Source organism: Microbacterium sp. NPDC080220 (assembly GCF_040686395.1).
In the GTDB taxonomy this organism is placed as follows: Bacteria; Actinomycetota; Actinomycetes; order Actinomycetales; family Microbacteriaceae; genus Microbacterium; species Microbacterium gawkjiense.
The window spans coordinates 49,284-67,006 of record NZ_JBFBOP010000007.1; the positions used below are offsets into that span (position 1 = coordinate 49,284).

The 17,723-nt window shown below is 70.4% G+C and carries 20 protein-coding genes; 14 read left to right on the forward strand and 6 right to left on the reverse strand.

The genetic code is table 11. From position 1 onward, the window contains the following. Positions 1-162: 162 nt before the first annotated feature. Complete coding sequence (locus AB0P29_RS11555; RefSeq protein ID WP_363379887.1) at positions 163-1,356, reverse strand: ROK family protein; 1,194 nt, start codon at positions 1,354-1,356, stop codon at positions 163-165. Positions 1,357-1,483: 127 nt separating this feature from the next. Between AB0P29_RS11555 and AB0P29_RS11560 the strand changes: the two genes are divergently transcribed. From AB0P29_RS11560 to AB0P29_RS11610, 11 genes are all read left to right on the forward strand, one after another. Beyond that, positions 1,484-2,788 (forward strand): ABC transporter substrate-binding protein, encoded by a 1,305-nt coding sequence (locus AB0P29_RS11560; RefSeq protein WP_363379889.1) that lies wholly within the window; start codon positions 1,484-1,486, stop codon positions 2,786-2,788. Continuing rightward, on the forward strand, positions 2,785-3,708 hold the full coding sequence (locus AB0P29_RS11565; RefSeq protein ID WP_363379891.1) for a sugar ABC transporter permease: 924 nt from the start codon (positions 2,785-2,787) through the stop codon (positions 3,706-3,708). The genes AB0P29_RS11560 and AB0P29_RS11565 overlap by 4 nt, the downstream gene beginning before the upstream one ends. Before the next feature lie 89 nt (positions 3,709-3,797). Continuing rightward, positions 3,798-4,628, forward strand: coding sequence for a carbohydrate ABC transporter permease (locus AB0P29_RS11570; RefSeq protein ID WP_363380155.1), 831 nt, complete (start codon positions 3,798-3,800; stop codon positions 4,626-4,628). Positions 4,629-4,669: 41 nt separating this feature from the next. Then, on the forward strand, positions 4,670-6,352 hold the full coding sequence (locus AB0P29_RS11575) for a glycoside hydrolase family 13 protein (RefSeq protein WP_363380157.1): 1,683 nt from the start codon (positions 4,670-4,672) through the stop codon (positions 6,350-6,352). A 170-nt stretch (positions 6,353-6,522) separates the two neighbouring features. Next, positions 6,523-7,320, forward strand: coding sequence for a DNA-formamidopyrimidine glycosylase family protein (locus tag AB0P29_RS11580; RefSeq protein ID WP_363379893.1), 798 nt, complete (start codon positions 6,523-6,525; stop codon positions 7,318-7,320). Between the two features lie 55 nt (positions 7,321-7,375). After that, on the forward strand, positions 7,376-7,750 hold the full coding sequence (locus tag AB0P29_RS11585) for a DUF2256 and DUF3253 domain-containing protein (protein ID WP_363379895.1): 375 nt from the start codon (positions 7,376-7,378) through the stop codon (positions 7,748-7,750). 1 nt (position 7,751) lies between these two features. Further along, positions 7,752-8,204, forward strand: coding sequence for an MSMEG_6728 family protein (locus tag AB0P29_RS11590; RefSeq protein WP_363379897.1), 453 nt, complete (start codon positions 7,752-7,754; stop codon positions 8,202-8,204). Positions 8,205-8,349: 145 nt separating this feature from the next. After that, a complete protein-coding gene (locus AB0P29_RS11595) occupies positions 8,350-8,799 on the forward strand; it encodes a DUF805 domain-containing protein (protein ID WP_311286438.1) in 450 nt (149 codons plus the stop codon). A gap of 42 nt (positions 8,800-8,841) precedes the next feature. Further along, complete coding sequence (locus tag AB0P29_RS11600) at positions 8,842-9,003, forward strand: hypothetical protein (protein ID WP_217528769.1); 162 nt, start codon at positions 8,842-8,844, stop codon at positions 9,001-9,003. Positions 9,004-9,066: 63 nt separating this feature from the next. Next, positions 9,067-10,353, forward strand: coding sequence for a Na+/H+ antiporter NhaA (gene nhaA, locus AB0P29_RS11605; RefSeq protein ID WP_363379900.1), 1,287 nt, complete (start codon positions 9,067-9,069; stop codon positions 10,351-10,353). Next, entirely contained in the window at positions 10,350-10,688 is a 339-nt protein-coding gene (locus AB0P29_RS11610; RefSeq protein ID WP_363379902.1) for a DUF6804 family protein, read from the forward strand. Before nhaA ends, AB0P29_RS11610 begins: the two co-directional genes overlap by 4 nt. Position 10,689: 1 nt before the next feature. Here the strand turns inward: AB0P29_RS11610 and AB0P29_RS11615 are convergent, their stop codons facing one another. The 3 genes from AB0P29_RS11615 to AB0P29_RS11625 are packed head-to-tail and all read right to left on the reverse strand — an operon-like array spanning position 10,690 to position 12,274. Next, positions 10,690-11,079 carry a ribonuclease inhibitor gene (locus tag AB0P29_RS11615; protein ID WP_363379904.1) on the reverse strand — a complete coding sequence of 130 codons (390 nt, stop codon included), beginning with the start codon at positions 11,077-11,079 and terminating at the stop codon, positions 10,690-10,692. A 5-nt stretch (positions 11,080-11,084) separates the two neighbouring features. Then, positions 11,085-11,459, reverse strand: a complete 375-nt coding sequence (locus AB0P29_RS11620) for a hypothetical protein (protein WP_363380160.1) — start codon at positions 11,457-11,459, stop codon at positions 11,085-11,087. Next, positions 11,459-12,274 carry an EI24 domain-containing protein gene (locus tag AB0P29_RS11625; protein ID WP_363379906.1) on the reverse strand — a complete coding sequence of 272 codons (816 nt, stop codon included), beginning with the start codon at positions 12,272-12,274 and terminating at the stop codon, positions 11,459-11,461. The genes AB0P29_RS11620 and AB0P29_RS11625 overlap by 1 nt, the downstream gene beginning before the upstream one ends. A 220-nt stretch (positions 12,275-12,494) precedes the next feature. Between AB0P29_RS11625 and AB0P29_RS11630 the strand changes: the two genes are divergently transcribed. Both AB0P29_RS11630 and AB0P29_RS11635 read left to right on the forward strand, forming a co-directional pair. Next, positions 12,495-13,874: an APC family permease gene (locus AB0P29_RS11630; RefSeq protein ID WP_363379907.1), complete on the forward strand. Its 1,380-nt coding sequence runs from the start codon at positions 12,495-12,497 to the stop codon at positions 13,872-13,874. A 58-nt stretch (positions 13,875-13,932) separates the two neighbouring features. Further along, positions 13,933-15,183, forward strand: a complete 1,251-nt coding sequence (locus AB0P29_RS11635) for an FAD-binding protein (RefSeq protein ID WP_363379908.1) — start codon at positions 13,933-13,935, stop codon at positions 15,181-15,183. Between the two features lie 374 nt (positions 15,184-15,557). On the opposite strand, the gene AB0P29_RS11640 is transcribed toward AB0P29_RS11635, so the two are convergent. Continuing rightward, entirely contained in the window at positions 15,558-16,976 is a 1,419-nt protein-coding gene (locus AB0P29_RS11640; RefSeq protein ID WP_363379909.1) for a DUF222 domain-containing protein, read from the reverse strand. Positions 16,977-17,148: 172 nt separating this feature from the next. On the opposite strand from AB0P29_RS11640, the gene AB0P29_RS11645 reads away from it, so the two are divergent. Then, positions 17,149-17,331, forward strand: coding sequence for a hypothetical protein (locus AB0P29_RS11645; protein WP_363379911.1), 183 nt, complete (start codon positions 17,149-17,151; stop codon positions 17,329-17,331). Between the two features lies 1 nt (position 17,332). Here AB0P29_RS11645 and AB0P29_RS11650 read toward each other — a convergent pair whose 3' ends face one another. Then, positions 17,333-17,578, reverse strand: a complete 246-nt coding sequence (locus AB0P29_RS11650) for a hypothetical protein (RefSeq protein ID WP_363379912.1) — start codon at positions 17,576-17,578, stop codon at positions 17,333-17,335. Between the last annotated feature and the right edge of the window lie 145 nt (positions 17,579-17,723).

Here is a 17,723-nt window from a genome sequence, read left to right on the forward strand (position 1 = left end):
CGCTGACTCCGCCGCCCCCCGCCACCACCGCGCCGAATCACCACTCGCGTGCCGAGTCACCACGCAGATGTCGCCACACGGGTGGTGATTCGGCGATCGGGTGGTGATTCGGCAACCGACGCCGACGCACCGACGCCCGCCGACTGTCGCCGCGCGCGCTGCTCAGCCGGCGGCGCCCCACACGTCGAGCACCCGCTCGCGGGCCGACGCGACGGCGGCGGCGACCGCACCGGTCACGACGACCTCGCCGCCGAGCGTCGAGGCGACGAGCTCGGGCGCGGGCAGGTCGAGGTCGGTCGGCAGCGAGCGCCGCGCGGCGGCGACCACCTCGGCGACGCCGTCGGCGATCGCCCCCGAGACGACGACCCGTTCGGGGTCGAACATGCTGCCCAGCACGCTGACGATGCGGGCGAGCGCGAGGCCCACCCGGTCGACGATGCCCAGGGCGTCGGCATCCCCCTCCGCGGCCATCGCGAGCACCGTCCGCGCGTCGAGCGATTCCGGCGCGACGTCGCGGAACCCCGCCGTCGCCTCGCCGGACTGCGCGAGTTCGGCCGCCCACGCGGCCACGCGATGACCGAGGCCCTCGGCCCCGTGCACGCCGTCGACGTGGTCGAACGCGACCATCTCGCCGACACCGCCGTGGCTGCCGCGCAGCAGGCGACCGTCGACGACGACGCCGGCGCCCAGGCGTGATCCGGCCAGCAGCGCGATGTAGTCCTGGCATCCCTTCGCGGCGCCGACCGACCCTTCGGCGATGGCGGCGAGCGAGGCGTCGTTCTCGATGCGCACGATCGGCGCCCACGACAGCACGTCGGCGAGGTCGGGGTTCATCCGCTCCCAGAAGCGGGTGGGATGCCGCGGCGACCGGCCCGTGCGATCGACGGGCGCGGGCACGCCCGCGCACACGGCCAGCACGTCGGGCCGCGTGACGTCCGCGGCGGCGAGGGCGCGGTCGATCGTTTCCGCGACGATCGCCGCGCGTGCGGGACCGTCGTCGCGGTCCAGGACGAGGCGGGTGTCGGCATCCGCGATCCGCGTTCCGCGCAGGTCGGCGACCGTCACCGACACGTGCTCGTGGCCGGCGTCGACACCGACGACGACGGCGGCGTCCGCGCGCAGGGTGAAGCGCCGGGCGGGTCGTCCCTTGCGGTAATCGCCGGCGAGGCGGGCGTTCGGCAGCTCGCGCAGCAGGCCGCGTGCGACGAGCGCGTCGGTCGCTTCGATCGTCGTCGACCGCGTCAACCCCGTGGACTGCAGGGCCTCTGTCGCGGTGAACTCCGAGGAGTCCCACGCGAAAGCGAGCACGGCGTCCTGGCTGGCAGGCCGTGCCGGGGAGGAGGCGAGTGTCGACATCGGGGTCTTGACCTTTCGGGACGCGCCCTGCAATATTGCCTGCATCACATTGATTTGGCGACTAAATATACTCGCCGCATCACCTCGTGAGTGAGAACTTCGTCCGCAACGACGCGATCGGATACACATGTCATCGACCACTCCCCGCCGCCGGCGGGCGGCCGCCGCGCTGGCCGTCGCCGCCCTCGGCGCCGCGACCCTGGCCGGCTGTTCCGCCGACGGCCGCGAGACCATCCGCTTCACCTTCAGCAAACGCGAGGCGCTGACCTTCATGCAGGACGTCGTGAAGGACTACAACGCCTCGCAGGACGCCGTCACCGTCGAGATGGACACCTCGGGTGTCGACGTCGTCTCGGCGAGCTTCGTGCGCGGCAACCCGCCCGACATCATGCTGGCCAACTACAACTACGAGGTCGCCCGCTTCGTCCAGCGCTGCGCGCTCAGCGACCTCGGTGACACGGATGCCGCCGGCACCGTGCGCGAGGACCTGCAGCCGCTCATGGAGCAGTACGGCGCCTGCGAGGGCCGCACGAGCGCCCTGCCGTACTCGGTGATGGCCTCGTCGGTGATCTACAACACGCAGATCTTCGAGGAGAACGGGCTCGAGGTCCCCACGACGTGGGACGAGCTCATCGCCGTCTGCGACGCGCTCGAAGCCGCCGGCGTCACGCCGTTCTACGGCACATTCAAGGACGACTGGACGGTCGCGCAGGGCTGGTACGACTACGCGATCGGCGGCTCCATCGACGTCATCGACTTCTTCGACCGGCTGGCCGCCGAAGGCGCCGACGTCGACGGGTCCTCGGACGTCTCGTTCGAGAAGGTCTTCACGGAGCCGGCCGAGAAGATGCTGCAGCTGGCCACCGAGTACACCAACGAGGATGCCGACAGCCGGGCCTACGGCGACGGCAACCTCGCGTTCGGCGAGGGCCAGGCGGCGATGTACCTGCAGGGGCCCTGGGCCTTCAGCGAGATCGCGAAGACCGCGCCCGACGCGCCCCTCGGCACGTTCCCGCTGCCGATGACCGACGACCCCGACGATCGCGCGATCCGCGTGAACATGGACCTCGCGGCCATGATCCCCGACGCCTCCACGAAGAAGGACGCGGCGCGGGACTTCCTCGAGTACCTGTACCAGCCCGAGATCATCGAGGCGTACAACGAGTCCCAGCTCGGCTTCGCTCCGACGACGGATGCCGCTCCGCCCGACGACCCGCGGGTCCAGGGCATGCAGGAGTTCTACGACGCCGGCGCCATCTACCAGGGCCCGTCCGTCCTCGTGCCGAAGACCATCCCCGTCTTCGCCTACGCGCAGGCGCTGGTGTTCGGGCAGGACCCGGCACGGACGTTCGCCACCATGGACAGCGACTGGTCGCGGCTCGCGTTCCGCCAGCCCGTCCTCACCGACGAGGCTGAGGAGGCCACGCGATGACCACCACCACCGGGTCGACGACGACCCTCCTGACGCAGGGCGACCGCACGCGTCGGCGCAGCAGCAAACGCGTCGAACCGATCTACTACCTGTTCCTGCTGCCCACCGTGCTGCTGTTCACCCTGGCGATCACCGTCCCCGGGATCATCGGCATCTTCTTCAGCCTGACCGACTCGATCGGGCTGGGGGAGTGGAACTTCATCGGGTTCACGAACTACATCGCCCTGTTCAGCGACCCCGCGATCCTGCAGAGCTACCTGTTCACGGCCGGCTTCGCGGTGGCGACGGTCATCGTCGTCAACATCGCGGCGTTCATGCTGGCCGTGGGCCTGACCTCCCGCATCCGCTTCAAGACGGGCCTCCGGACGATCTTCGTGATCCCGATGGTCATCTCGGGCATCATCATCGCCTACGTCTTCAACTTCCTGTTCTCGAACTCGCTGCCCTCGGCGGGGTCGGCGCTCGGGGTCCCATGGCTGCAAGAGAGCCTGCTCGCGAACCCCGACCTCGCCTGGACCGCGATCGTCATCGTCACCGCGTGGCAGGCAATCCCGGGCACGCTCCTCATCTACATCGCCGGGCTGCTGTCGGTGCCGGGCGACGTGTACGAGGCGGCCGACATCGACGGGGCGTCCAAGCGGCAGCAGCTGCTGCGCATCACCATCCCGCTCGTCGCCGGGTACGTCGTCATCAACGTGATCCTCGGTTTCAAGGGCTTCCTCAACGCGTACGACATCATCGTCGGCCTCACCGGCGGCGGTCCCGGGACCGCGACCCGCAGCGTCGCGATGACGATCATCGCGGGCTTCAACGGCGGCGACTACGCCTACCAGATGGCCAACGCGACGATCTTCTTCATTGTCGCGGTCCTCCTCTCTCTCCTCCAGCTCTCGCTCACGCGGGGAAGGAACAAGGTCTGATGTCCACCTCCCAGCCCGCGCTCGCCTTCGAACAGGCCGACGCCGTCACCGCCCCCGACCGCCCCACCGAACCGCCGCGCCGTCGGCGCATGACGGGCGCCGAGCGCCCCAACTGGTCGGGCACCGTCATCCTCTTCCTCTGCTCGGTCACCGTGCTCCTGCCGCTGTACGTCACCATCTCGATGTCGCTCAAGACAACGGGGCAGGCCGTCGACGGCAACGCGTTCTCGCTGCCGGCGCCGTTCAGCTTCGACGGGTTCGTGCAGGCGTGGAACCTCACGCAGTTCCCCGTCGGCGCCGCGATCTCGTTCTTCGTCACGGCGGGGACGGTGGTCGCGACGATCATCCTGGCCGCGTTCGCCTCGTACGCGATCGTCCGCAACTGGGACCGCAAGCTCTTCCGCTACTCGTTCTTCTACCTGCTGGCGGCGATGTTCATCCCGTTCCCCGTCGTCGCGCTGCCGCAGATCCAGTTGACCGGCCGTCTCGGGCTCGACAACCCGGTGGGCGTCATCCTGCTGGCGACGATGTTCCAACTGAGCTTCAGCGTGCTGCTGTTCACGGCGTTCCTGCGCTCGATCCCTCTCGAGCTCGAGGAGAGCGCGCGCATCGACGGCGCCACGACGTGGCAGACGTTCTGGAAGCTGATCTTCCCGCTGCTCGCCCCGATGAGCGCGACGGTCGGCATCTTCGCCTTCCTCTACGCCTGGAACGACTTCATGCTGCCGTCGCTCATCATCTCCGACCCCGCAATGCAGACGCTCCCGGTGCGGCAGAACCTGTTCCAGACGCAGTTCAGCAACAACTACAACGTCGCCTTCGCGTCGTACCTGATGGCCATGGCCCCCGCGATCCTCGCCTACCTCTTCACCCAGCGCTGGGTGATGGAAGGCGTGACGCAGGGCGCCGTCAAGGGCTGATCGACCACCGCAACCTCGAAAGGACCCTCGTGACCTCCGACGTGCAGACCGCACCCGACACCGCCGACCTCACCGACGCCGAGCTGCCCGAATGGTGGCGGCAGGCGGTCGTCTACCAGGTGTATCCCCGCAGCTTCGCGGATGCCGACGGTGACGGCATCGGCGACCTTCGCGGCATCCGCTCCCGGGTGCCCTATCTGAAGGAACTCGGCGTCGATGCGATCTGGATGAGCCCGTTCTACCCGTCCGACCTCGCCGACGGCGGCTACGACGTGGCGGACTACCGCGACGTGGATCCGCGTCTGGGCACGCTCGACGACGCGGACGCGCTCATCGCCGCCCTCCACGAGGCGGGCATCAAGGTCGTCATCGACATCGTGCCGAACCACACGTCCGACCGACACGCGTGGTTCCAGGAGGCGCTCGCCGCCGGGCGCGGCTCGGCGGCGCGGGCGCGGTACATCTTCCGCGACGGCAAGGGTGAGAACGGCGAGGAGCCGCCCGCGGACTGGACGTCGGCCTTCGGCGGCCCGGCGTGGGAGCGCGTCGAGGACGGGCAGTGGTACCTCCACAACTTCGCCGTGGAGCAGCCCGACCTCGACTGGTCGAACCCCGAGGTGCGCGCCGACTTCGTGCGGACGTTGCGCTTCTGGTCGGACCGGGGTGTCGACGGGTTCCGCATCGACGTCGCGCACATGCTGACGAAGGACCTGCCCGAGGAGCTCCCCACGCAGGCCGAGCTCGACGCGATGCCGCGCGACGGGCAGCATCCGATGATCGACCGCGACGACGTGCACGAGGTCTACGCCGAGTGGCGACGGGTGTTCAACTCCTACGACCCGCCGCGCACCGCCGTCGCCGAGGCGTGGGTCGACCCGTCGCGCGTGCCGCTGTACGCGAGCGCCGAGAGCCTCGGCCAGGCGTTCAACTTCGATCTGCTCGAGGCCGACTTCGACGCCGGCCAGTTCCGGCGGATCGTCGCCGACAACCTCGCGCTCGCCGCCTCGTCGGGGTCGTCGACGACGTGGGTCCTCTCGAACCACGACGTCGTCCGGCACGCGACGCGGTACGGGCTGCCGCATCCGGAGCGGGATGCCTCGGGCCGCCCGTCGCGCAAGCACGGCAACGAGTGGCTGCTCTCGGGCGGCGCCGAGCCTGCGCTCGACGCGGAGGCCGGCCTGCGGCGCGCCCGCGCGGCGAGCACGTTCGTGCTGGGGCTGCCGGGCTCGGCCTACGTCTACCAGGGCGAGGAGCTCGGGCTGCAGGAGGTCGCCGACATCCCCGATGACGAGCGGCAGGACCCGACGTTCTTCCGCAGCCCCGGCGAGGACAAGGGGCGGGACGGATGCCGGGTGCCGATCCCCTGGACCGCGTCCGGCTCGTCGTTCGGCTTCGGCTCGGGCGGGTCGCACCTGCCGCAGCCGGAGTGGTTCGGCGGGATGTCGGTCGAGGCCCAGGAGCGCGACCCCGCGTCGACCCTGAACCTCTACCGCCGTGCGCTGGAGCTGCGGCACGAGCTGCAGACGGCGGAGGAGCTGACCTGGCTCGAGACGGGACGCGACGACGTGCTCGCGTTCTCGCGACCGAACGGGTGGACCGTGGTCACGAACTTCGGCGACGAGCCGGCCGATCTGCCCGCGGGTGAGGTGCTGCTCGCGAGCGCCGAGCTCGAGGGCGACCGGCTGCCCGGCGCGACGACGGTCTGGCTGCGCGCCGCCGGCTGAACCCCGGACGGCCCCTCTCGCACGTGCCGACGTGCTCGTGCGCGACTCCGCAGCGCCGAGTCACCACTCAACGGCCGAATCACCACCGGAATGCATGACGATGGGTGGTGATTCGGCACGCGGGTGGTGACTCGTGGTCCGGCTGGAGCGACACGGGGATGGGGAGACGGATGCCGGAGGGCGACAGTGTGTTCCGGCTGCGGCAGCGGCTGGCCGCGGCATCCGTCGGTCACACGATCGCGTCGGGTGAGCTGCGCTCCGGCGACGCCGCGGGCACGCCGCTCGCCGGGGCTCGGATCGCCTCGTACGACACGCACGGCAAGCACCTGCTGACCCGCTTCGACACCGGGCAGACCCTGCACACGCACCTGCGCATGCAGGGGAGCTGGACAGTCACGCGGCCGGGTCGCCGCATCCCGTCGCGCGAGGAGCACCGGGTGCGCGTGCGGATGCGTCTCGACGACGGGTCGACGCTGTGGGGGATCGACCTGCCCGTCGTCCAACTCGTCGCCACGGCGAGCGAGGACGACGTGCTCGGGTACCTCGGTCCGGACCCGCTGCGCGAGGACTGGGATGCTGCCGAGGCGGTGCGCCGGCTCGCCTCACGGCCCGAGCGTCCTCTCGTCGCGGCGCTCCTCGACCAGCGCAACCTGGCGGGGCTCGGCAACCTGTGGGTCAACGAGACCGCGTTCCTCTCCGGCGCGCATCCCTTCGCACCGATCGGCTCGGTCGATCTCGTGCCGCTCGTCGAGAGGGCGGCACGGATGCTGCGGGTCTCGGCGACCGTCCCCGGCATGTACCAGGTGACCACCGGCTCGACACGCAAGGGAGAGTCGCATTGGGTCGTCGGGCGCGCGGGCCGGCCGTGCCTGCGCTGCGGCACCCGCATCCTCGTCCGCAACGAGGTCGCGAACGACCCCGAGCGTCGCCGCACCTGGTGGTGCCCGCGCTGCCAGCCCGAGGTGTGAGGTGCCCGCCCGCAACCCCTTCGCCCGTGTCGGCTCTCCGACGTAACGTCGCGGCATGGCTTCCACCCGGGCACCCAAGACGTGCGCCTCGTGCGGGCGCGAGATCCAGTGGCGCAAGAAGTGGGAGAAGACCTGGGACGACGTGAAGTACTGCTCCGACGCGTGCCGGAAGCGCGGCATCCGTCCCGTCGACGAGAAGCTCACGCGGACGATCGTCGAGCTGCTGGATGCGCGGGCCGCGGCGGCGACGATCTGCCCGTCCGAGGCGGCGAGAGCGGTCGGCGGCGACGACTGGCGCGACCTCATGGAACCCGCCCGTCGCGCCGCGCGGCGGCTCGTCGCGGCCGGCGAGGTCGAGATCACGCAGCGGGGGCAGGTCGTCGACCCGTCGACCGCGAAGGGACCCATCCGCATCCGGAAGGTCCGCTGACGTGCAGACCTTCGTCCCGTACGCCGACCTCGCCCGCGGCATGGCCGCGCTCGACACGAAGCGGCTCGGCAAGCAGCGCGTCGAGACCCTGCAGGTGATGCGCGCGCTCACGATCCCGGACTACGGCTGGCGCCACCACCCGGCGGTCGCCATGTGGCGCGGGCACCGCGCGGCGCTCATGGTCTACCAGGACCTCACGGTCGACGAGTGGGTCCGGCGCGGCTTCGCCGACACGACCCGGCAGTCCACCCTCGCGACCCTCGACGAGATCCCCGAGGACGGCGCCGAGTACCGGTCCGGCACGGTACGGATGCCGCCCTGGTTCGGCCGCGAGGAGGTCCACCGCTCGCACCGGTCGAACCTGCTGCGGAAGGACCTCGAGTACTACCGCGCGCGGGGCTTCGACGACCCCGACGACCTGCCGTACGTCTGGCCGAAGGCCGAGGTCGACTGAGTCAGGCGGATGCCGCCCACGCCCGGATCTCAGAGAGGAGACAAAAAAGTCCGGCATCCGCCACGATGGACCCACGCAGTCGACCGCGCTGGAGGAACCGATGTCCTACGCCCCGCCCCCGCCGCCTCCCCTATACGGCCAGCCGATGCCGCCCGCCCCGGGCCCGGGCCAGCCGCCCCTCGAATGGCCCCACTACGGGGCGTCGTTCACGCAGGCGTTCGTCCGGTACTGGAAGAAGTACGCGACCTTCACGGGTCGCGCCAGCCTCAGCGAGTTCTGGTGGATGAGGCTCGCCTACTTCCTCATCGTCCTCGCGCTCGTCGTCATCATGATCGGCGGCGCGCTCGTCGGCGTCTCGTACGACCCGATGACCGGTGAGAGCCAGCCGGGCCCCCTGATCGCGGTCGGCGGCATCCTGCTGTTCCTCTTCATCGTCGCGACGATCGTCCCGGATGCCGCTCTCACGTGGCGTCGACTGCACGACGCAAATCTGCCGGGACCGCTGTTCTTCCTCTCCCTCGTCCCCGGCGGCGGCATCGTCCTGCTCGTCCTGACGCTGCTTCCGACGAACCCTGCCGGCCGTCGTTTCGGCTGAGGCAGCCGGTCGAGGCGCGACCCGCGCCGGTACGATGGAGGGATGACGATCACGGCCCGCTACCGCCTCGAGCGCGCGCTGCCGTCGGCGATCGGCATCCGCGCCCTCACCGCACCGCAGCATCCGGGAACCAACGGATGGGTGAGCGAATGGGGCACCAACGCGCACGGCGAGATCGCCGGCTGCCCGCCGTCGGGGGCCTGACGCGCACCGCTCGACGGTGCGTCCTCAGCGACCCCTGATCACCGACGCGGAAAGCGATCCGTCATGTCCACTTCCCCCTCCTCCCGCACGGCGCCGCACGAGATCTGGCGCGGCATCCGTCAGACCGTGCAGACCGACACCTTCGGCGGCATCCTGCTGCTGGCTGCGACCGTCGCGGCCCTCGTCCTCGCCAACTCGCCCGCCGCGCCCTGGTATACCGGTCTGCGCGAGACGTCGTTCGGACCCGAGGCGCTCCACCTCGACCTGACCGTCGCGCAATGGGCGGCCGACGGACTGCTCGCGATCTTCTTCTTCGTCGTGGGTCTCGAACTCAAAGAGGAGATCGTCGCGGGGCGGCTGCGCTCGCCGCGCATCGCCGCGGTCCCCGTGATCGGCGCGCTCGGCGGTGTCATCGTCCCGGCGCTCATCTTCACGGCGTTCACGGTGACCGCGCCCGGTGACGCGGTGCGGGGCTGGGCGATCCCGACGGCGACCGACATCGCCTTCGCCATCGCGGTGTTCGCCGTCGTCGCGAAAGGCCTGCCGCCCGCGCTCCGTGTTTTCCTGCTGACTCTCGCCGTCGTCGACGACCTCTTCGCCATCACGATCATCGCCACCGTCTACACCGACGACCTGCAGCCGGTGTGGCTCGCGGCGGCGATCGTCCCGCTCGTCCTGTTCGGGCTGGCGGTGCGGCGCGGCATCCGTCACTGGTGGGTGCTGATGCCGCTCGCGATCGTCACCTGGGCGCTCGTCCACGCGTCGGGCGTGCACGCGACGATCGCCGGCGTGCTGCTGGCCTTCACCGTCCCCGCGACGGTGACGCCGCGAGCGCGGGTGCAGGTGGGGACGGATGCCGACGGCAGCCCCATCCACGATGCGTTCACCGCGCACTTCGCCGACCGCTTCGGTCCGATCTCGACGCTGGTCGCGATCCCCGTGTTCGCGTTCTTCTCCGCCGGGGTGACCGTCGGCGGCTGGGACGGGCTGGTCTCGGCCTTCGGCGATCCGGTGACCCTCGGCATCCTGGTGGGGCTCGTCGTGGGCAAGCCGGTCGGCATTCTGCTCGCGGTGTTCCTGCTCACGCGGGTGCCGTCGGTGCGGCGGACGTTCGAACTGCGATGGGGCGACATGCTCGGCGTGGGACTGCTCGCCGGCATCGGGTTCACGGTCGCGCTGCTCATCGGCGAGTTGTCGTACGGCGTCGGATCGCTCGAGGACGACCACGCGAAGATCGGCATCCTCAGCGGGTCGGTCATCGCTGCGATCGTCGGTGGCGCCGTGCTCGCCGGGCGCGCGCGACGCGTGCGGCAGACTGAGAGCGCGTCCCCGTCCCCAGGAGCCCCATGAGTCGCACGCAGCCGACCCCCGCGATGTACCAGCGCAACGCGCTCGCGCCGAGCCTGATCGCCGCGGCGGTTCTCTTCGTCGCGCCGGCGCTGCTCGAGAGCGACTGGTTCCTCACCGTCCGGTTCGTCGCCACGATCCTCGCCCTCATCATCGGATGGTTCGCGGTGCAGGCGAGGCACTGGTGGTGGGTGCCGATCATGCTCGCTGTCGCGGTGATCTGGAACCCGATCTTCCCCTTCGCGTTCTCGGGTGCGATCTGGAGCGCTGCCCAGGTCGCGGCCGCGTTCGTCTTCCTCGCCGCCGGCGCGACGATCAAGATCCGCCGCCAGACCTGAGTCAGCGGAGGTCGAGCGTGACCTGCGGGTGGTCGGCGAACACGTCGAGCACCCGTTCGAAATAGGTCAGGCCGGTCCTCGCGCGCAGGTCGTCGAGCTGACGCTGGATGGTGTCGGATCGGAACCTGCCCGGCTGTGTCAGCTTCTCGCGCAGCCATCGCTCCGTCTCGGCGACGCCGAGGGCCTGCCGGCTGCGCGCCGAATCGCGCCAGACGACCCGCGCGGAGTGGTCCTCGGCCAGCGCCCCGTACCCGCCGTAGAGCAGGTCGTCGAGCGCGTCGAGGCTAGTGCCCAACCGCCAGTCTCCCCCGGTCATGAACAGACGGTTCAGTTCGGCGTAGAGGTCGGGGATGCCGGCGATCCGCGCCCCGTCGATGACGTAGTCCGCCATGCGGCTCAGGGCACCTTGTGGCCCGCCGCCGAGATGAGGGAGTACCACTCCGCGCGGGTGAGGGGGATGTCCGAGCCCGCTGCGGCATCGGCTACCCGCTGCGGGTTGGTCGTCCCCAGCACGACCTGCATGTGCGCGGGATGCAGCGTGATCTCGTCGCGCTCGGCGGAGCTCAGGTTCAGCGCCTCCGCGAAGCGGCGCTCGCAGCCGTGGCGTGAGCTGCCGTACAGGTCGGCGTGGTCGAAGAAGTCGACACCCGCCGCGCGGCAGGCGTCGTAGAGCTCGCGGGTCGCCGCGTCGGACATCTCCTCGATCCGCATCATCCCGGCGACGACATTGGGGACCCGGTGATCGGTGGGGCCGAGGGGGACGAGACGCATCATGCTCCGTTTCCGGACCGCGGCGGCGTGGTCGACTCCTCAGCCTGACTCATGGCGGCACGCGTGTCGAGCAGGGTGCGCGCGAGCACGGTGGACCCGGCGACCGCGGCGGGCATCGCGATGACGGCGCCGAGCGGGACGAGGAAGCACAGCTGCGTCGCGACGCCGAATCCCAGCACCCGCGCGCGCTGACCGCGGCGCAGTTCGCGGCGGGCCGCGGCATCCAGCCCCCGCGCTGACAGCGCGCGCGAGGTGAGTTCGTCGGCGAGCAGCCAGCCCGTCAGGAAGGCGGCGACGACCGCACCCAGGGCGGTGCCGACCAGCGGGATGAGCCCGACGAGTCCGGCGACCATCGCCGCGAGGAGCCCCCGGAGGATGAGCCCGATGCTGTCACGGATCGACCGCCAGAACCCGTAGTCCGAGTCGGGCGGCGCGTCACCGAGGTACTGCTCGACCGAGCGCCAGATCCGCTCGTAGAACGGGTCGCCGACGAGCAGCGTGAGCGCGGTGAACGAGACGACCGCGAGGACGATCGCGCCGCCGAGCAGGGCCGCGCCGATGCCGAGCCGGACGAGGGATGCCGCGACCTCGGCCCAGTCGTCGGCGAACGGGGTGAGCGCGTCGACGATGTCGCGCAGGAAGACGACGAGGGTGATGATCCCCGCGAGCAGCAGGATGCCGACGATCGCCGCGGGGATGAGGCCGAGCGCCATCCGGCCGGGCAAGCGCCTCCAGAACGCGAAGCCGCGACCGAGGTCGCCGACCCCGCGGAAGAACGAGGCGACCGGGCGCGGTGCGGGCGGGGGAGTCGTCATGCCCCCATCCTGCCCGGTCGCCGATCTCGAACCGACGCGAACCGTCGCGTCCACCGCCGGATGACCGCCGTTGGCGTCGGCTCGGCGGCGAGGGGCGCTGCGCGAGGTGCTCAGACAGGCGGTTCTGCTGCAGGATCAGGTCGTCGGGGTCGCGCACGCACAGGAGAACCCGCCGCGATAGGGGTTGCATCCCACGCGCTGTCTCGGTTGGAGTGGTGCGATGACAAACGACACGTCGGCTCCCCTCGCTCAGGGAAAGCCCGGTCTGAAGCGCGCCGTCGGCACCTGGCTGCTCTTCGCGTTCATCGTCGGTGACACCCTCGGCGCGGGCATCTACACGCTCGTCGGCACGATGGCGACCGACGTGGGCGGTGTCATCTGGCTGCCGCTGCTCATCGCGCTCGTCGTCGCGCTGCTCACGGCCGGCACCTACGCCGAGCTGATCACCAAGTACCCGCACGCCGGCGGCGCGGCGCGCTACGTCGACAAGGCGTTCGGCATCCCGTTCCTGTCGTTCCTCGTCGGCTTCCTCATGATGGCCTCGGGCATCACGACGGCCGCGGCGCTCGCCAACGCGTTCGCGGGCGACTACTTCAGCGCTCTGTTCGACATCCCGCCGATCCCGGTCGCGATCGGCTTCATCCTCGTGCTGACCCTCATCAACCTGCGCGGGGTGAAGGAGTCGCTCGCGACGAACATGGTCGCGTCGATGATCGAGGTCTCGGGACTCATCCTCGTGATCGTCATCGCCGCCATCGTGTTCGGCAGCGGGGGAGGCGAGCCGTCGCGCATCTTCGAGTTCGCTCCCGATGTCGCACCCTTGCAGGGCGCGTTCGCGGCATCCATCATCGCGTTCTTCTCCTTCCTCGGCTTCGAGGCGGCGGCGAACATGGCCGAAGAGGTCAAGAGCCCGTCGCGGTCGTACCCGCGAGCACTGTTCGGCGCGATCCTCACGGCCGCCGTCGTGTACCTGCTGATCGCGATCGGCGCGGTCATCGTCGTCGAACCGTCGAAGCTCGCGACGTCCTCCGGTCCGCTGCTCGAGGTCGTGACCGCGAGCGGCCTCGCGGTGCCGGGATGGCTGTTCAGCCTCATCGCGCTCGTCGCGATCGCCAACGGCGCGCTGCTGTTCATGGTGATGGCGAGCCGTGTCGCCTACGGTCTCGCGGAGTCGGGTCTCATGCCGCACGCCTTCGGCAAGGTGCTGCCGAAGCGGCGGACGCCGTGGGTCTCGATCATCGTCATCGCCGGGGTGACGATGCTCCTCACGGTGGTCGGCGACATCTCGACGCTCGCCGAGACGACCGTGCTCCTGCTGCTCGTCGTGTTCCTGACCGCGAACGTGAGCGTGCTCGTGCTGAAGAAGGACAAGGTCGAGCACGAGCACTTCTCGGTGCCGCGCATCGTGCCGATCCTCGCGATCATCGCGAGTATCGTGCTGCTCACCCAGCAGACCGGCCTGGTCTGGCTGGCCACCGCCGGATACGTCGTCGTCGGAGCGATCCTGTTCTTCGTCGCGCGGTTCAGCCGTCGCCGCGGCGACCGAAAGATCGCCGCGCGCACCGGCGCGATCCCGACCGTGAAGGGGTTCCGCGACTGAGTGCATGGATCCGCGGATGCAGGGCTGACCCCGTGCGGGCGCGCCTAGGCTGGCACGCATGAGCGACGACGCCGGCCTCAACTGGTCCCGCAACATCCGCTACTCGGCAGAGCGCATCGTCGCCCCGACGACGGTCGACGAGCTGCGCGAAGTGGTCGCGGCATCCGCGTCCGTGAAGGCCCTGGGTTCGCGGCACTCGTTCACCCGGATCGCCGATACGACCGGCACGCTCGTGTCGACCGCCGAGCTCGACCTGCCGATCCAGGTGGATGCCGCGCAGCGCCGGGTGCGCGTCGGCGGCGGCGTCCGGTACGGCGAACTCGCGCAGGAGCTCGACCGGCAGGGCTGGGCGCTCGCGAACCTCGCGTCGCTGCCGCACATCTCGGTCGCCGGCGCGGTGAGCACGGGAACGCACGGGTCCGGTGTCGCGAACCGATCGTTGGCCGCGGCGGTCACGGGGCTCGAGCTCGTCACCTCGACCGGCGACCTCGTCCGGCTCAGCGAGACCGACGAGACGTTCTACGGCGCCGTTGTGGGTCTCGGCGCGCTCGGCATCGTCACGACGGTGGAACTCGCGATCGAGCCGACCTTCGAGGTCGCCCAGACGGTCTACGAGAACGTGCCCGTCGAGGCTGTGCGGACGGCGTTCGACGTCATCGCCGGGTCGGCGTACAGCGTCTCGCTCTTCACGACGTTCCGCGAGGACGCCTACGTCGACCAGGTGTGGCGCAAGGAGCGCACGGATGCCGCGGCGACACCGATCCCTGCGGCGCTGCGCGATCGCGAGGCGTCCGGGGCGCGGCATCCGCTGCCCGGGGTGTCCGCGGCGTCGTGCACGGTGCAGGGAGGCAAGGCGGGGCGCTGGCTCGATCGGCTGCCGCACTTCCGCCTGGAGTTCACGCCGTCGAACGGGGAGGAGCTGCAGTCCGAGTTCCTGCTGCCGATCGCCGACGCAGTCGCCGCGTTCGACGCGGTGCGCGGGCTCGCCGACCGGTTGAAGCCCGTGCTGCAGGTGTGCGAGGTGCGCACGATCGCCGACGACGAGCTGTGGCTGTCGCCGAGCTCGGGCCGCGACTCGGTCGCGTTCCACTTCACGTGGACCGCCGACGAGGCCGGCGTCGCTGAGGTGCTGCCCGAGCTCGAAGCGGCGCTCGCGCCGTTCGACGCGCGACCGCACTGGGGCAAGGTCTTCACGCCGCGCGACCCCGCTCAGCTGTACCCGCGCTGGGCGGACTTCGTCGCCCTGCAGCGCGAGCTCGACCCGCGCGGCGCGTTCGTGAACGACTACCTGCGCGCGTTCGGGGTGTAGTCCGCGCGGGCTGCACGGTTGCGTGGGGTGGCGGTGAGAGTCGGATCGCCGGTTTGCGCGGGGTGGCGGTCAGAGTCGGGTCGCCGGTTGCGCGGGGTGGCGGTCAGAGTCGGGTCGCCGCTTGTGCGGTGCCGAGTCGGTCCTGATGGTTGTGCGGTGCCGAGTCGGTCCTGATGGTTGTGCGGGATCGCTCGGGTTCGATGTTTCCGTGGGGTCGCTCGATGGTCGCGCGGTGCCGGGTCCGGCTCGATGATTGCGCGGGTGGGTCCCGAGGGTTGCGGGCCGGCCCGACGAGAGCCCGCGCTGGCTCAGCGGTCAGCGAGACTGCGTGGGTGGTAGTCGGCGGCAGTTCGGTCGTCGAACCGTCGTCGACTTCAGAAGGGTGCGGGTTCCGCTGGTGCGGGTGGCGGTGGTGGTGCGGCAGGGGTGAAGGCGACGGCCGGTGTCGGTGCGTCTTCGCGATAGGTCCTGCCGAGGGGTGAGGTCCATTCCAGGACTCCACCCTTGAGTTGTCGGACTCGCCAGGCGGTGAACTGCTTCATCGAGTGATGCCGTTGGCACAGGTGCGCCAGGTTGGTGAGTTCGGTTCGTCCGCCGAGCGCGTGATCGTGGGTGTGGTCGACTTCGCAGCGGATGGCGGCGACGCGGCATCCTGGGAACCGGCAGTGCTGATCACGGGCTTGCAGAAACCGGCGCATCCCGGAGGGAAACCGGTACGAGTCGGTCGCGACCGTGACACCGGTGGTCGGGTCGTGGAACAGCCGTTCCCACATCCCGGTGCCACCCGCGAGAGTGCGGGCGGTCGCGGGATCGATGGGAGAGCGGCCGGCGAGGTCGCTCGGTCCGTCGTCCTCTCCGGTGAGGGTCGCGGCGGGGACGAGCACCTGCACACGCGCGCGGATCGCGCCGAGCGGACCGGCGGTGGTGTCGCGGGTGTCGTCGAGGGCTGGTGTTCCGGCGAGCAGGAGGTCGGCGAACACGTCGGCTCGGACTTGATCGGTGGAGCGGTTGTCAGTGGCGACGATAGCGGCAGCGTCCTCGCTGTCGGCGCTGCCGTGGCCAGCGCCGACGTCCGCGCGCGTCGCGGCAGCTTCCCCGAACGCGGCACCCGCTCCGCCATGCGCGGCGGCGCGCTCGTCGCGGGTGTCGAGGATCGCCCGCGCCTGCTGCGTCAGCCGGTCATGGATGCCCTCCGCAACCACCGTCGGCAACGTCGCGATCACGTCGGACATCCCGTCTCGTCCTGGCACGATCCGCACGCACCGCGTCGCGGCGGCTTCCTCGTGGCGTTCCGCGAACGAGCGCGGGTGCATCCGGTGCGCGAGAATTTCGAGCTCGCCTCGCACCCGGTTCGGAGTATCACGCTCGCATCGGGTGATCGCGGCGTGTTCGAACTCCGCCCACATCGCCGCGGGAAGGGTGGTCCCGGTCTCGACGATCGCGATCGCGTGCCCGCGGACGATCCGCCCGTGCTCCCACGCCTCGACCGTCGCGGGAAACCCTTCGATCAGGGTCCGCGCCTCACCGATGCGCCGTTGGACGGTCCGATCGGTGACGCGCATGACTCCGCCGACCTCGGCCGCGATCGACCGCAACGCCATGTCATGCACCTGCACCCGCGCATTGCGTTGGGCGGTCTGCGCCTCCGCCAACCGCCCTGCTGCGGCCAGCGCGCGCAGTTCCTCAATCTGCGCGGCGGCGATCCGCCGCGCCGCGGAATCGACGTCCGCGACAACTCCCGCCAGGGCAGCGAGATAGTCCTCGCCACCGGGGGTTTCCGCCGCATCCGTCATACCTGCACTCTGCCACTGGCCACCGACATCCACCCCGGCAAAACAGGCCCAGATCACACGATGTGAACGTCCCGAGGATGAGAGTTCTCTCATCCTCTTCGGCCCGCCCCGAGCGGCTGTCGAGACCTTCGGGACGCCGTCCTGCGAGAACTCGGTCTACCAGCCGTCGCAGGTGCGGGGTGCGGCAACCTCAGGGCCGAGTGAGTCGCGGTCCGAGCTCGACCGCGTCCCCGACGAGGACATCGTCGAGACGTCGCGTCAGGCCGGTCGGTTCATCCTCGACGAGCTGATGGGAGTCTGGGAGATGGTCGACGCGAACGACGCCGCGCGCCCCCCACCGCTCGCGCCCGGGTGAGTTACCCCTCGTCGGTCTCGATCTCGCCGTTCGCGATCGCGTCGGCGTAGATGCGGATGTCGGGGCCGGGCTCCCAGTCGATGAACTCGTCCTTCAGCCTGCCGGTGAGCGCGGCGTACGCCTCGTCCGAGGACATCCCGTCACCGGAGCGGGCCAGGTCGACGACGGCCTCCCGCAGCACCCGGTCGGCGTCGTCGAGGATCTTGCCGCGTGCTTCGTCGTTCCAACGGATCTCTGAGCTCTTCATGCCGCGACGCTAGCCCGACGGGCGGATGCCGCACCCCGGCTTGCTTTCTCGACCTCGATGCGCTTGCCCTCTACCTCATCGCCGCGACCCTGGCAACGGCATCCCGACCCTCCACGGCAGACCGAAGGATGGAGGCAGCGGCAGA